We start from the raw sequence: 13,353 nt of genomic DNA, 5'->3' as shown, positions 1-13,353 counted from the left end.
ACTCGGCACGAGCCGATTCCGTTTTGCACGGTGTCCATGAACGCTGGCGCCTCTAGTACGGCAGCTCATTCAGCAATAGCCAATACATGCCCAGATGCCCCACGGCCTGCACAAATTCATTGAAATCCACCGGTTTTCGCACATAGCTGTTGGCGCCCAGGCTATAGCCTTTTACCAAGTCCTCTTCCTGCTTGGAAGAAGTCAGAATGACGACTGGAAGGTGTTTCGTAAGTGCGTTGTCACGAATTCGGCCCAGGACTTCGAGTCCGTCAATCTTGGGCAGTTTGAGGTCAAGCAACACGACGGCAGGCAGTTCCCGAGTATCGCGATCAGCGTACTGACCCTGCGCATAAAGGTAGTCGAGTGCTTCGGCGCCGTCACGGGTCACCACGATGGGATTGCTGATGGCGCTTTTTTTGAAAGCCCTCAACGCCAGGGCCTCATCATCCGGGTTGTCTTCCACCAGTAAGATCGGTTTGCTGGTCATGTCGCACCTCGTTCCGTCGATTGTGCAATCAGGGGCAGTGTGAAATAAAATGTCGCGCCCTTATCGACCTCCGCCTCTGCCCAAATTTGTCCGCCATGACGCCGGATAATACGCTGAACGGTTGCCAGCCCCACCCCTGTGCCTGGATAGTCCCGTACATCGTGTAGTCGCTGAAAGGCGTTGAACAGACGTGCAGCATAGGTCATATCAAAGCCGGCGCCATTATCCTGAATAAAAAAGCTCGATATACCATTATAGTCACGCATGCCGAATTCGATACGGGCCCCGCTTGTCTTGCCGGTGTATTTCCAGGCATTGTTGAGCAGGTTGTCCAGAACGACGTGCATCAGCCGGCCATCACCGCAGGCTTCGAGCCCTGCGGCAATCTGTATATCCACATTGCGCTGCGGGTCACTTTCGCGCAGCCCGGTGACAATGTCTGCGGCCATTGCGCTCAGGTCCTGCGGCTGGCGATCGATTTCCGCCCGGCTGACGCGGGACAGGTTTAACAGGTCGTCGATCAGTATGCCCATACGTTGCGCAGCGGCACGCACGCGGGCCAGGTAGTCTCGTCCGGTATCGTCCATCGCATCGTTGTAGTCTTCGAGCAGGGCCTGACTGAATCCATCGATAGAACGCAACGGTGCGCGCAGGTCATGCGACACCGAATAACTGAAGGCCTCGAGCTCCTTGTTGACCGATTCGAGTTCGGCGGTACGCTCCTTTACATGCTGTTCGAGCTGGGAGTTCAGGCGGCTGATTTCTTCGCTGTATAATGTCCGTTCATGGATGTCATCGACGATGCCAATCCACTCCAGCGTGGATCCATCGACGCCTTTTAGCGGCACGGCCTTGAGGCTGATATGGCGGTAGTCTTGACTGTCTGCATGCCAAAGACGCATTTCGCTCGAGAGCGGGCTGTTATATTCACATGCCTGTTGCCAGAGTTGTTCCAGTTCTGCCCGGTCCTCTGCATGCAGCGCATTCAACCAGCCCCGGCCCATGTGTTCTTCAGGTGTCTGGCCTGTATAGCCGTCCCAGGCCGGCTGGTTGGCAATGAAGTCACCCTTGGCATCGGCTTGCCAAACCACGGTTGTCAGTTCAGTTATCAGCGTCCGGTGGCGTAACTCACTGCTACGCAGTGCCCGTTCGGTTTCCACGCGTTCCTTTACTTCGGTTTCCAGTTGCAGGTTAGAGACTTCCAGTGCCTCGGTTCTGCGACCGATTTCGGACAGCATGGTGTTGAATGCGTCTACCAGATAGCCGATTTCATCGTTCGTGGTGCTCTCGGCACGCAGACTGTAGTCGCGTTGCTGAACCACGCGATTTGCCAGCTCGGTGATCCGTAAGATCGGCCGGGTAATACGGGCCTGAATCCAGACAGAGATGAGCATGGATATAGCCAGAGCGAGCACCGCCACGCCAAGGACAATGCCAAGGTCGTGTAACAGGCGATCGTGAAAACGATATTCCGCGACCAGCTGTATGGTACCGAGCCGGTCATTTTCAAACCGTATGGGTTGCGACAGGCTCAGCATGCCGTTTTCTATCTGAGAGTCCCTGCCGGCGGGCAGCGGAGTTAAAAGGCTGGATGGGGTCGTCAAGCTCAGGTAGCGGGCGAACTGTTTACCATCGGGAGTATAGATTGCCGCGGCCCTGATCTGGGGGCGCAGGCGCAGCAGGGCCAAGGTTTGCTCGGCGACAGCGGGATCCTGGAATTGCAGCGCCGCAGCGCTGGCATGGCCCATCAGGTCGGCCTGGGTGCGCAAGTCTTCATAGGTTCGCTCACGGTAATCGCCCAGATCGTAGGCAACGATACTGACGCCGGACACGACCAGGGCGGTAATGGTGGTGAGCATGATGCCCAGCGAAAGCTTGTACCGGATCGAGCTCAGGCCAATTTTTCTTTTCAGAAGAGTGCTATATGCCGGGGCCTGGTCCTCGTTTGCAGGATTCTGGGGAGGGGGACTTTTGAGACCTAAACGCTGATTCATGGCGGCGTTCCCCGTACCTGGCGCGCTACCGACAATAACTGGGAACTTAGCTTGAGCTGATGGGCCTGCGCCGCGGACAGGGAGATATCAAAGCGCACCCGGTCGCCGTCCACCTCGAAGTTGATGCTGCTGCCCCTGTCCAGTCCGTTGCGGCTGTCGGTGACCACCAGGACTGGTTTGCCCTGCAGGCTCGCCAGCCAGCGTGGCGCGGCGGCCCGTGCAGCCGCCCCGACATAGAGCAACTGAATATCGTCAGGCAGCGTTGCCGCTGTATAGGTGCGCACGTGCAGCGGGCGCTGTTGAATGCTGCGCCCGGCGACTGCCTGCTGCAGTTCCCGTGCGATGTCGTCCGAGCCGATAACCCCGATATTGATGGGGCTGTCGGATGCAGGGAAAGCGCTATCGGGCCATGTGACGTAATGGCAGAACTTGAACAGAAAAGCGGCCTTGATACGGGTTTCCGTGGCGCTGTTCGCTGCTTCCCGGGCAAGGCCGGTTGCCGGTGTTATCATGCAGCTGCCCAGTAACAGCAGCGTGACGAGCAATGTGGCGGGCGGTTTCATGTTGGCCTCAGTACCTCAGTTGCAGTTCGAGATACACACTGCGCTCGGTTTCGATGCGATTGCTGGCAGAGCCAAATTCGCTATGCGCGGGGTCCAGAAGGTTCCAGGCCGTTACCGACAGCTCGACGTTGTCTGCGGGCTTCCAGCCATAGCGAATGTCCAAGGCCGTGTAGGCGGGTACATTTGTGGATGACAGCTTGCCAACATGACGCAGCGTCAGGTCGAGCTCGTGTGCGCTGTCCGGGTTGAAGTGGGAGCGCAGCATCCACTGATGTGATGGGTCATGCGCTTCTGCTTTGCCTCCATTAACGTCGGCACTGCCGGGTTTAAGTTTAAAGTCCTCGTTTAATCGCAAGGCACCTGCGCTCAGTCTCCAGCGTTCGCTGACCTGATAGTCCCCCCAGGCTTCGAGACCATAGGTCTGTGCCTGCAGTCCATTGCTGAGCTCGAAGCTGCCGGTGCCCGTCGGTTCGAGCGTACGCAGCTTGTCGTAGTCGCTATAGAAGGCGGTGAGTGAATAATTCAGCCGACTGAATCGTTGTCCGCGATATCCGATTTCGAATGTATCCGCCGTTTCGGATTCAAACTCGGGCCCGCCTGCCAGCTGGGGCGTCAAGGGTGGTGCTGGAACAAAAAAGTCGCGATCGAGTCGCGATGGTGTCCGCACTGTGTGGGCCAGCGAGATCCAGAGCAGATCCTGATCTGTGGCATGCCAGGCCAGCCGAGCATTGGGCATAAACTCCAGACCCGTGTAGCTGTTGTGCTCTAACCGGCCGCCGAGTGTGAGTTTCAAGTCAGGCTGCAGGCTAACTTCGTCCTGCAAAAATATGTGGTTCCAACTGAGATGTTTCTCGGCCGGTAGAAAGGCCAGCGCCGAACTGTTGTTCACGTCATCCCAGGCGGAGCGATGACCGACGCCCCAGACAATTTTCTGGTGAGTGCCAAGGGTAAGGCCGCGCTGCAGCTCAATATCCAGAATATCCAGCGTTTCGCTGAAAACACCCGGCTGATCGCGCTCGGTCCGGTCATAATAGGCCTGCAGTTGTACTTGTGAGCCATCCATCAGGTTGTGCTGCCAGCGCGTCAGAAAATTCAATCCCCGCGTTTCAATGTCGTGCTTGCTAGGCTGTTCCTGCCGGCCCTCGTAGACATTGCCCTGGACACTGAGGTGGCCATCGCCGTAAGGGTCGGCGCGAAACCCGAGCTGACCCCGCTGCGCGTCATCATCGGCCCCGCCGCCGCTTTCTCGTGTGCTCTGGTTATCGTTTTCGGCTTTGCCATACACCCGGTAATGCCCGCCGGAGGCCAGGGTGCCGCCATAGCGCAGGGCAGCACCTTGCTCGATATTGCCCACTCCCGCCACCACAAGGCCGCCCTGGGTGTCCGCCGCTGGCCGGGTAATGATACTAATGACGCCATTGACGGCATTGCTGCCCCAAGTGGTGGCACCGGGGCCGCTGATAACTTCGATGCGTTCTATATCCTGCAGCAATACGTCCTGCACATCCCAGAACACGCCAGAGTAGAGCGGTGTGTAGGCGATTCGGCCATCGATCAGGACCTGCAATTTGTTGGCTGTGGTGGAGTTAAAGCCCCGGGCACTGATCGCATACTTATTATTGCCGACACGGGCAACCAGCAGGTTGGGCGCCAGGCGCAGGACTTCGGGCAGACTGGTGGCGCCGCTGCGGCGAATAGCTTCGGACGTTATCACGTAGGCGGAAGCCGCGACCTTGGACAGTTTTTCCGGCCGTTTGGAAACAGAGCTGATTGTCAGGTCTGAAAGGTCTTCCAGGCTGAGGTCGAGTAGCTCGCTGGTGGCGTAGTGGGGCGCTGCGGCCTGCACGGTGGCGGACGTGAGCAATAAAGTACACAGCAACACGCCGATGTTACCCAGCCGTTGTTGTATCGGCAGATATGTATGGCGAGTCAACAAAGGTACTACAGTTCTGGTTTTCACTGTAATTCGTGCCGGCATATCCTTGTCCGTGTGCAGCTATCCTCACCAGGCAGCATAGTCGAGTCCGCGCATTTTCTAAAATGTGGTTGCTGTCACTTCTGCTGGCAGCTGGAGCCATCGGTAACCTTTTGGGCGATGAGTGGCACTATTTAACGGGCAAGCGTACAGAAAATGACCCCTCCCTCGCTGTGAACGTCAGATATTTCGCACGACTGCCGGGATGCACAAACCAGAGCAACGCATGGCGTCGCTGCCAAGCAGATGAGTGTTTGGCCTGGCAGATTGCGATAGCACAGCCTCTCGCTGTGCCGGGCGTGAGGGGCTAAGCTATGCCGAGAAAACAGAGGAAAGAAGCCCCGTGACGGAAAAAATACCCAATCCCGTGAGTTACGATGCTCAAAAAGATGTCTTTTGCTGTCAACAGCGTCGGTTTGGGCTGGGCTATAAAAAGCGATTCACTACAGCGGAAGACGCGCTGCTGTTCGTGCGCGAAAACACCGCGTCCTGTCCCGAGCTGGAGCCATACGTGCAGCAGCTGAACGACTACCACTACGGTCACTGGGCGCGTCAGCTGGAGGGGGTGCAGCGTACCCCGCGAAACTTGGCCCCAAGCCGGCTCGTATGGTTGCTGCACTTGCTGGCCGTGTTGCTCTGTGTGCCGCTGGTGAGCAGCATGACCGGGGCTCGAAGCTGGCACCCGCCCGGCTGGCTGCTGGCACCGCTGCAGTCTCTGGCCGATCGCCTGTCGCTGGACTGGCACTGGCAAATCGAACTGCCGCTGTTCTGGCTGATCGTGGTGCCGGTGATGGTGCTCGCGTTGTCCCTGTCCCGCGCTCTGGTGCAGCGTATCCGTGAGGCGGACCTGCGGCTTGAATTTCGTATCGTGCTGCTCTGGCTACTGCCGGTTCTCTATGTGTTGCTCTACCTGCTGGCCTACGTCATTTCAGCCTGGCTGCTGCGCAGCTAAAGTTGCGGGCTCCCGCCGGGCGCCCTGCTATGGGGAGCTAAACGCTCAGGCAGCGCCGTTCATCCGTGGCATCAGTTCACTGTGGCAGGCATCGCTGCCGCCAAATTGTTTGGGTGCGCTGACGTCCACCAACAGTACGCGGTTGTTGTCCAGCGCGAGACTCAGCGTCACACAGCGCTGTCCGGTACCGATGTCCAGGTAGGGGGACGAGCGCAGGATACGGCTCTGGTAGTCGGTGGACCCGAGCAGCTGGTAAAAGTACGGTCGCCAGCTCCAGTTGTTGCCAATCACGCTGCTGTCGGCCTGCCAGGCCCCGTCGAGGAAGTAATAATTGGGGGAGGTCTGATCGCCCTCGCGGTTGCAGATATACAGGCGCTGAATACCGGGGCTCGGGTGATAGTTCTGCAGCGCTGCGTCACCCTTGCCTGTGACCAGCAGATCGCGCAGTGCCAGCAGGCTGCTGTGCAGGCTTTTTTCCTGCCACTGTGCTCGGGCGGTATGCTCCACCGTCATGTCCAGATGGCTGTTCAGCAGCTTGCGCACCTGTGCCCGGGTGGAATCTGCCTCGGCAAATTCGGGCTGCGCCGGCGCAAAGGCATAGCCTTGCACGAAGCTGGCATTGCACTGCAGTGCCAGGTAAAAGTCGTCGGCCGTTTCAACGCCCTCGCAGACAATCTTGCTGCCCAGTTGAGTGCCCATCTGGCCAACCATCTGCAGTATTGCATCCTTGTGGGCACTGCATGCACCATTGTGGAACATCTGCAGGTCCAGCTTGATCAGGTTAGGCGTGAAGGCGAGCACGCGGTCAAGCTGCTGAAATCCGGTGCCAAAGTCATCGTAGGCGATGCCGATGCCCGCTGCACGGTACCGACTGGCCTGACGCTGAATCTGTTCGATACTGCCATTTTGCTCGGTGATCTCCAGCACCACCCGGCGCGGGTCCAGCCCGAGCTCCTCGATCATCGAGAGGGTCGGCTGGTCATCGGAACCCTGCAGGTTGTCGATCCACTCGGGTGACAGGTTCAGACTCAGAAACTGGCTTCCTTCCAGCGTGCTGAATTTTTGCAGCGCCTGATAGCGCACACTGCGGTCCACGTCCAGGCGTTCCTGTGCCGAGCGGGCCGGGTTTCGGAAAATGTCGGCGGCGGACTCGACGTCGCCCGATGCGCCTCTGCGCCTGGCCAGTGCCTCAAAGCCCGCAATCTTGCCGCTGGCGACTTCAATAATGGGCTGGAACCAGGGGAATATCGTCTCGCTCATAGTGACCTCGTATCGTTGCATGCACTGTGGATGCAATGCGTCTGCAAAGGGCAAGGCAATCAGCGTGCCAAATCGTGGTGCACGATGGGCAAAATTGCAGCAGTACCTGCCTTACACGGCGAAGGTATAATGAGATCTTTGCTTTGGTATCCCTGGCGGATGGGGGATAATGGGCGCTGTTTTTGTCGTTATGAGCCAGCGCTGCGAATGCTTTCAGGGAAACGCGTTAATCCTATCACCGACCCGCTTATGACCACCTGGACGCCGGATCCCGCACGCCTCGATGCGTTTGCCGGGGATCCCGCCAATGGCCCACAGCTGCTGTTTTTTACCGGCGGCTCTGCGCTGGACAGTACCAGCCGTGCTCTAAAGCGCTTTACCCACAATTCCGTTCATCTGGTGACCCCCTATGATTCGGGCGGCAGCTCGGCGATCTTGCGCAAGGCATTTTCGATGCCTGCCATCGGCGATCTGCGCAGCCGGCTGATGTCCCTGGCGGATGAGCGGGTGACCGGCCACCCCGAGGGCGTGCAGCTGTTCGCACACCGGCTGTCAAAAGGTGCCTCTGCAGCGCAATTGCGGGCGGAACTGGACTGTATCATCGCCGGTGAACATCCGCTGGCGGCGGTGGTTGATGCACAAACCCGGGACCTGATCTGTATTCAGCTGGAAGCCTGCCGCGAGGCCATGGCGGACGACTTTGACCTGCGTGGCGCCAGCATCGGTAACCTTGTGCTGGCCGGCACCTATTTGCGCAATGCCAAGAATCTGGACGCGGCCATCGCCGAGTTTGCCCGCCATGCCCAGGTATTGGGCGAAGTGCACACCGTCACCAACGACAACTACCACCTGGTGGCGCAGCTGGATGACGGCTCCCGCGTGATCGGCGAACACCTGATAACGAGCCTGGATCTGGCTGGCCGGGGCGCCGTGATTGAACAGTTGAGTCTGAGCAATTCGCTCGATGAGTGGCAGCCGGTGCAGTCGGTGTTGCCCGAATCCCGTCAACGCATGATCGCCGCCGCCGAACTGATCTGCTTTCCGCCGGGCAGCTTTTATACCAGCGTACTGGCCAACCTGTTACCCCGTGGCGCTGGCCGGGCCATTGCCACCAGCGCGGCCCCCAAAGTGTACGTGCCGAGTCTGGGCAACGATCCGGAACAGTGGGGTATCAGTCTGACGGATGCCGTGCGGCGTCTGTTGGCGATGCTGGGCGACGACTGTGAACCACCGGTGCCGGTTGAGCACCTGCTGAACTATGTGGTGATCGATAGCGTCAACGGGCGCTATAACGGTGGCATTGATATCCCCGCGTTGCAGGCTCTGGGCGTGCGGGTGCTGGATTTGCCGCTGGTGTCGGCGCAAAGCGCTCCGTTGGCCGATGCGCGCCTGCTGAGTGAGGCGCTGCTGTCGGTCGGTGGCCTGATAAAGGGTTCGCCCGCAGACCGAGCTCCTAAAATGACTTCCCCGCTGTAGGAGCCTGCTGCACGGCCCAATGCAGGAGCCGAATGCAGGATCAGCGGCTTTTAATATTGATGAGTTCCAGCTTTACGCCTTCTGCGGGTTCCAACTTCGATTTGCCGACCAGAACGACGGCGCCGACTGCACTCGCATCGATCGTCAAATCGCGAATGATTGCCGGTAGCGCACTTTTCTGCCGTAATTCTCCGCCATCTTTGAATACTTCAGCATCGAAGCCCAGGCGCTGATGTCTGTCGCTGTTGTTCAGCAGCTGCAGCGCGCCCCGCAAAGAGCAGTCCGCCCTGGCCGAAGTGCAGCCGCGGATATCCTCGTCGCTGAGCGTATCCACTTCAAATCGAACGCGGGGCTGCACTTCGAAGGCGCCGATATCGGCAATTCCGAGCGCAAAGCGAGGGTCGCCGTTGCCGCGCTGGTCCCACACCAGGGGCGCGCCGGTTTCGTCAACCGATGCCGCATTGTCGGCCCAGTTGAAGGCGGCACTGCGTGAACTGACGGGAATGGTGCGGGTCGATCCGTTGTAACCACCGAGTTTGCCCAGGCCCGGGTCGGCGCTTGAAAACACCTCGCCACACAGGTGGGAGCTTTCGATGATATTGGCCGTGCTCTCCTTGGCAAATGCGGTTTCGGCAAAACAGTCCTGTTCAGAGACACTGTTGGCCAGAATGCTGTTCTGCAGCACGCCTTCGACACGGCTGTAAAGTGCGCCACCCTTGGGTGATTCGTTGCCATCAAAGGTCGCATGAGTGACCTTAAGATAGCCGCGCTCGTGAAAGAGACCGCCGCCTGCCTGGCCGGCGCGGTTGTGGTGAACCGTACTGTTGATCAGATACAGGCTGCCGCTACTAAAGACTGCGCCGCCAAATTCCGTTGCCCTGTTGTCGGTCAGCAGCACGCCAGAGAGCACGGTGTTGCCGAGGTTTTCAATGGCACCGCCGCGTTCGGCGTGGCCTGCGGTAAATGTCAGGTTGGCGATTTTGGCGTTTACGCCCTTGGCGATCCGTATAATCTGGTATCGACCCTGGCCGTCCAGCGTAACGCCACTGGCTTTCCACAGCATGTTATCGATATAGCCATCGATAACCAGAGAGTCGGTTATATCCGGAAGGCCGCTCGAAAGCTTGATACTTTGCGGTTGCTGATATAAACCTTCGCTGCTTTCAAAAACGATTTTATCCATACCGGCAGAGGCATTAGCCTGCACAATGGCATTGCGCAGGGTACCGGGGCCGGCGTCATCCACTGACGTGACAACAATCGTGTTTTGTATGTCCTGCGCCGTCCAGGTCTTGGGCTGATCTGGCGCGCTGGGATACTTTGTAATATCAGTTGTTTGACAGCCGGTTATCATGAGCGATGTCAGCGCAAGGATTACCAGTGAAGTGCCAGCGGATTGCATCGTCTGTTTCTCCGTGCTTGTTGTTTTCATACCATCGGGCCGGCGCCTGCGATTTTAAGAAATGGTGGGGCTGGGCCATTCGCTTTACACAAGGCTCAGCTTAGAGCATTGCCGTCATATTGGGCGAACAGGAACTTCAGCTATAGTTGAGCTAGCGTGGTACCGGTGTTTTGCCGGTAAGCTAAGGGTACGCAGGGTGCCTTGCTCCCGTTGCTTGTGGGGAACCTGATCGCTGCGCACAAGGTTGCTGGAGAGCGCAGCGAACGGCACAGAATCTGAATTGGAGGACAAGCGCGATGGAAGTGGCTGAACAGGCCGAAGTTGCACCGCTGGATGACAAGGCTTTGGGGCGCGCGCTGGTGGAAGCCGGACGCCTGTCCGAAACCGATCTGGCGCGTGTCGAGCGGATGCGCGCCAGTCAGGTCGAAGAGGCCCCGCTGGCGTTGTTGCTGGTCAAGCTGGGACTGGTATCGGAGCGCAACATGGCCGCCAGTCTGGCGGAGCTGTTGCAGCTGCCGCTGGCTGTGGCGGCAGATTATCCCGAGACGCCGGAGCTCGAAAGCGCTTTGTCCTATCGCTTTTTAAAGGATTCCCAACTGGTCCCCCTGCGGCGGGAAGATAACGTCCTGATCGTGGCGATGGCCAATCCGCAGGATCGCTTTGCCGCAGAAGCCGTGGCGCTGGCGGCCGACTGCGAGGTGCGACCCGTTGTCGGTGTGGGCTCTGAAATCGAGTCGGCACTGGAGCGCATGTACGGTGAAGGACAATCCCAGATGGGCGATATCCTCTCGGACGTGGCACCGGGTGAAGAGAGTGAGGAAAGTGTCGAACTGCTGATGGATATGGCCAGCGGTGCGCCTGTAATCCGGCTGGTTAACCTGATCATTCAGCGGGCGGTGGAAGCCCGGGCGTCGGATATTCATATTGAACCCTTCGAGAACAGCCTCAAGGTGCGCTATCGCATCGATGGCGTGCTGAAGGAGGGCGAAGCGCCCCCGGTGAAAATGTCGCCGGCGGTGATCTCCCGTATCAAGATCATGGCTCGCCTTAACATCGCCGAACGACGACTGCCCCAGGATGGCCGTATCGAGCTGCGTGTTCAGGGTCAGGATCTTGATGTGCGTGTTTCGACTGTACCAACGATGCATGGCGAAAGCGTTGTATTGCGATTGCTGAACCGCGAAAGTGTCTCGCTGAACTTTGTCGAACTGGGATTCGCCGAGGATACCCGGCAGGTGCTCGAAGAATTACTCAAAATCCCCAATGGCATGATCCTGGCGACCGGCCCGACCGGCAGCGGCAAGACCACCACGCTGTATACGGCCCTGCACCGTCTCAATACGCCCGAGCGCAAGGTGATCACCGTTGAAGATCCGGTCGAGTATCAGCTTGAGGGAATCAACCAGATCCAGGCCAAGTCGTCGATTGGTCTGACCTTCGCCAGTGCCCTGAGATCCATCGTGCGCCAGGACCCTGATGTCATCATGGTGGGTGAGATGCGTGATCTGGAAACTGCCCGCATCTGCATTCAGTCGGCGCTGACCGGTCACCTGGTGCTGTCGACCCTGCATACCAATGATGCCGCCAGCAGTGTCACTCGCCTGCTTGAAATGGGTGTCGAAGACTATCTGCTGACCTCGACCCTGAATGCCGTGATCGGTCAGCGGCTGGTGCGGGTTCTCTGCAGTCACTGCAAGGAGGTTTACACGCCGCTGCCCGAAGTCGTTGCTGAGCTCGGGCTCGAGCGCATGAGTGGTGGCAAACCGGTACAGCTTTATCGTGCAAGAGGCTGCGAGCACTGCCAGGGTACGGGTTATCATGGTCGCGTGGTTATTCACGAACTGTTGCAGATGAACGATGAAATTCGCCGGCTGACATTGAAGCATGCGGACTCGGGGCAAATTCATCAGGCAGCCCGTGCCGCGGGAATGCGTACCATGTACGAAGATGGCTGCATGAAGGCGCTGGCGGGTATCACCAACCTTGAAGAAGTCATTCGCGTCACCCAGGAGACCTGATCCATGGCGCAGTTCCAGTACCGGGCGGTTACGCCGGAGGGAGAGCAACGCAGCGGCGCGCTGGAGGCTGGCGATCAGTCGCTGGCGGTACAGCAGTTGCAGCGGTTGGGGCTGATTCCGATTTCGGTCGAAGAGGGTGGCGCCACGGGTGTGCAGAATATGCTGCAGCTGAAACTGACTCTCGGCGGCTCGTCGCACCGTCAGGTACAGCAATTCACCCAGGATCTGGCAACGCTGATGCGCGCAGGGGTATCGCTGGATCGTGCGCTGGAAATCATGCGCCGCGTGGCGGGTGACCGCGAATCCCAGTCGTTGCTTGGGCGCATTCAGGAAGGGGTGCGCAAGGGACAGTCATTGTCGGCTGTATTAAAGGAGCAGGGTGGCGACTTTTCGCGCTTCTATATCAGCATGGTGCACGCGGCGGAAATGTCGGGCAGCCTCGGCGACGGTCTCACCGACCTGGCGTTCTATATGGAACGTAGCCGCGAGTTGCGCGAAAAAACGTTGTCGGCTCTGTTGTATCCGTTGATTCTGCTCACCGTTGCAGGCTTGTCACTGCTGATCATTTTGACTTATGTGGTACCGCAGTTTCAGCAGCTGTTCGAGGATATGGGGCGGGCGCTGCCATTGTCGACCCGTATTGTTATCGGCATCGCCGAATTCATTCGGGATCTCGGCCCCTGGGTGCTACTGCTGCTGATTTTGGGCGCACTCTGGTTTCGGCACCGGTTAAAGGACCCGGCCGTGCGCTTGCGCCGGGATGCCTGGCTGTTGCGCCTGCCGCTGGCGGGTAGCCTGATGCAGCGACTGGACACGGCGCGTTTCAGCCGCAGTCTTGGGACGCTGGTGCGTGGTGGCGTCCCGTTGCTGACCGCACTGCAGATAGCCCGTGATACCCTCACCAACCAGATGATGGCCCAGGGCGCCGATACCGCGGCGGCGAGCCTGAAAGAAGGGCGGCGGTTGGCGGAACCGCTGCAGGCTACCGGGGTCTTTCCAACACTGGCACTGCAGATGATCCAGGTCGGCGAGGAAACCGGGCAGCTCGATGACATGTTGCTTAAGGTGGCCGATGTCTACGATCGCGAAGTGTCGAACGCCGTGCAACGGATGCTGACCATTCTGGAACCCGTACTGATCGTCGGACTCGGACTGATGATCGCTGGCATTATTCTGTCGATACTGGTGGCGATAATGTCGATAAACGATTTGCCAATATGACCTGT

General features: G+C 58.7%; 10 protein-coding genes. 4 read left to right on the top strand and 6 right to left on the bottom strand.

The window, feature by feature from the left end:
- Positions 1-52: 52 nt before the first annotated feature.
- Genes F451_RS0104170 through F451_RS0104155 form a run of 4 tightly spaced genes read right to left on the bottom strand, consistent with a single transcriptional unit; the run spans position 53 to position 4,977 of the window.
- Entirely contained in the window at positions 53-487 is a 435-nt protein-coding gene (locus tag F451_RS0104170; protein WP_020680090.1) for a response regulator, read from the bottom strand.
- Complete coding sequence (locus tag F451_RS26580) at positions 484-2,481, bottom strand: sensor histidine kinase, YfiR-like protein-associated (RefSeq protein WP_020680089.1); 1,998 nt, start codon at positions 2,479-2,481, stop codon at positions 484-486. The genes F451_RS0104170 and F451_RS26580 overlap by 4 nt, the downstream gene beginning before the upstream one ends.
- Positions 2,478-3,044 carry a TOL_0243 family YfiR-like periplasmic protein gene (locus F451_RS24785; protein ID WP_020680088.1) on the bottom strand — a complete coding sequence of 189 codons (567 nt, stop codon included), beginning with the start codon at positions 3,042-3,044 and terminating at the stop codon, positions 2,478-2,480. The genes F451_RS26580 and F451_RS24785 overlap by 4 nt, the downstream gene beginning before the upstream one ends.
- A 7-nt stretch (positions 3,045-3,051) precedes the next feature.
- Positions 3,052-4,977: a TOL_0244 family TonB-dependent receptor gene (locus F451_RS0104155; RefSeq protein WP_169434441.1), complete on the bottom strand. Its 1,926-nt coding sequence runs from the start codon at positions 4,975-4,977 to the stop codon at positions 3,052-3,054.
- Between the two features lie 385 nt (positions 4,978-5,362).
- Here F451_RS0104155 and F451_RS0104150 point away from each other — a divergent pair, with 385 nt between their 5' ends.
- Entirely contained in the window at positions 5,363-5,971 is a 609-nt protein-coding gene (locus tag F451_RS0104150) for a hypothetical protein (protein ID WP_020680086.1), read from the top strand.
- A 45-nt stretch (positions 5,972-6,016) separates the two neighbouring features.
- On the opposite strand, the gene F451_RS0104145 is transcribed toward F451_RS0104150, so the two are convergent.
- A complete protein-coding gene (locus F451_RS0104145) occupies positions 6,017-7,231 on the bottom strand; it encodes an EAL domain-containing protein (protein ID WP_020680085.1) in 1,215 nt (404 codons plus the stop codon).
- A gap of 249 nt (positions 7,232-7,480) precedes the next feature.
- On the opposite strand from F451_RS0104145, the gene F451_RS24780 reads away from it, so the two are divergent.
- Positions 7,481-8,707, top strand: coding sequence for a GAK system CofD-like protein (locus F451_RS24780; RefSeq protein WP_020680084.1), 1,227 nt, complete (start codon positions 7,481-7,483; stop codon positions 8,705-8,707).
- Between the two features lie 40 nt (positions 8,708-8,747).
- On the opposite strand, the gene F451_RS0104135 is transcribed toward F451_RS24780, so the two are convergent.
- On the bottom strand, positions 8,748-10,109 hold the full coding sequence (locus tag F451_RS0104135; RefSeq protein WP_020680083.1) for a choice-of-anchor Q domain-containing protein: 1,362 nt from the start codon (positions 10,107-10,109) through the stop codon (positions 8,748-8,750).
- Positions 10,110-10,405: 296 nt separating this feature from the next.
- Between F451_RS0104135 and gspE the strand changes: the two genes are divergently transcribed.
- Positions 10,406-12,127 carry a type II secretion system ATPase GspE gene (gene gspE / locus F451_RS0104130; RefSeq protein WP_020680082.1) on the top strand — a complete coding sequence of 574 codons (1,722 nt, stop codon included), beginning with the start codon at positions 10,406-10,408 and terminating at the stop codon, positions 12,125-12,127.
- A gap of 3 nt (positions 12,128-12,130) precedes the next feature.
- Positions 12,131-13,348 (top strand): type II secretion system F family protein, encoded by a 1,218-nt coding sequence (locus F451_RS0104125; RefSeq protein WP_020680081.1) that lies wholly within the window; start codon positions 12,131-12,133, stop codon positions 13,346-13,348.
- The last annotated feature ends 5 nt before the right edge of the window (positions 13,349-13,353 follow it).

The organism is Marinobacterium rhizophilum DSM 18822 (assembly GCF_000378045.1).
Classification (GTDB): Bacteria; Pseudomonadota; Gammaproteobacteria; order Pseudomonadales; family Balneatricaceae; genus Marinobacterium_A; species Marinobacterium_A rhizophilum.
This window is presented reverse-complemented; position numbering and strand designations above follow the sequence as displayed.

Excerpts from the sequence above, each read along its gene's own strand:
- F451_RS0104170 (WP_020680090.1), bottom strand. The coding sequence starts at position 487 with ATGACCAGCAAACCGATCTTACTGGTGGAAGACAACCCGGATGATGAG.
- F451_RS26580 (WP_020680089.1), bottom strand. The coding sequence starts at position 2,481 with ATGAATCAGCGTTTAGGTCTCAAAAGTCCCCCTCCCCAGAATCCTGCA.
- F451_RS24785 (WP_020680088.1), bottom strand. The coding sequence starts at position 3,044 with ATGAAACCGCCCGCCACATTGCTCGTCACGCTGCTGTTACTGGGCAGC.
- F451_RS0104145 (WP_020680085.1), bottom strand. The coding sequence starts at position 7,231 with ATGAGCGAGACGATATTCCCCTGGTTCCAGCCCATTATTGAAGTCGCC.
- F451_RS24780 (WP_020680084.1), top strand. The coding sequence starts at position 7,481 with ATGACCACCTGGACGCCGGATCCCGCACGCCTCGATGCGTTTGCCGGG.
- F451_RS0104135 (WP_020680083.1), bottom strand. The coding sequence starts at position 10,109 with ATGCAATCCGCTGGCACTTCACTGGTAATCCTTGCGCTGACATCGCTC.
- gspE (WP_020680082.1), top strand. The coding sequence starts at position 10,406 with ATGGAAGTGGCTGAACAGGCCGAAGTTGCACCGCTGGATGACAAGGCT.
- F451_RS0104125 (WP_020680081.1), top strand. The coding sequence starts at position 12,131 with ATGGCGCAGTTCCAGTACCGGGCGGTTACGCCGGAGGGAGAGCAACGC.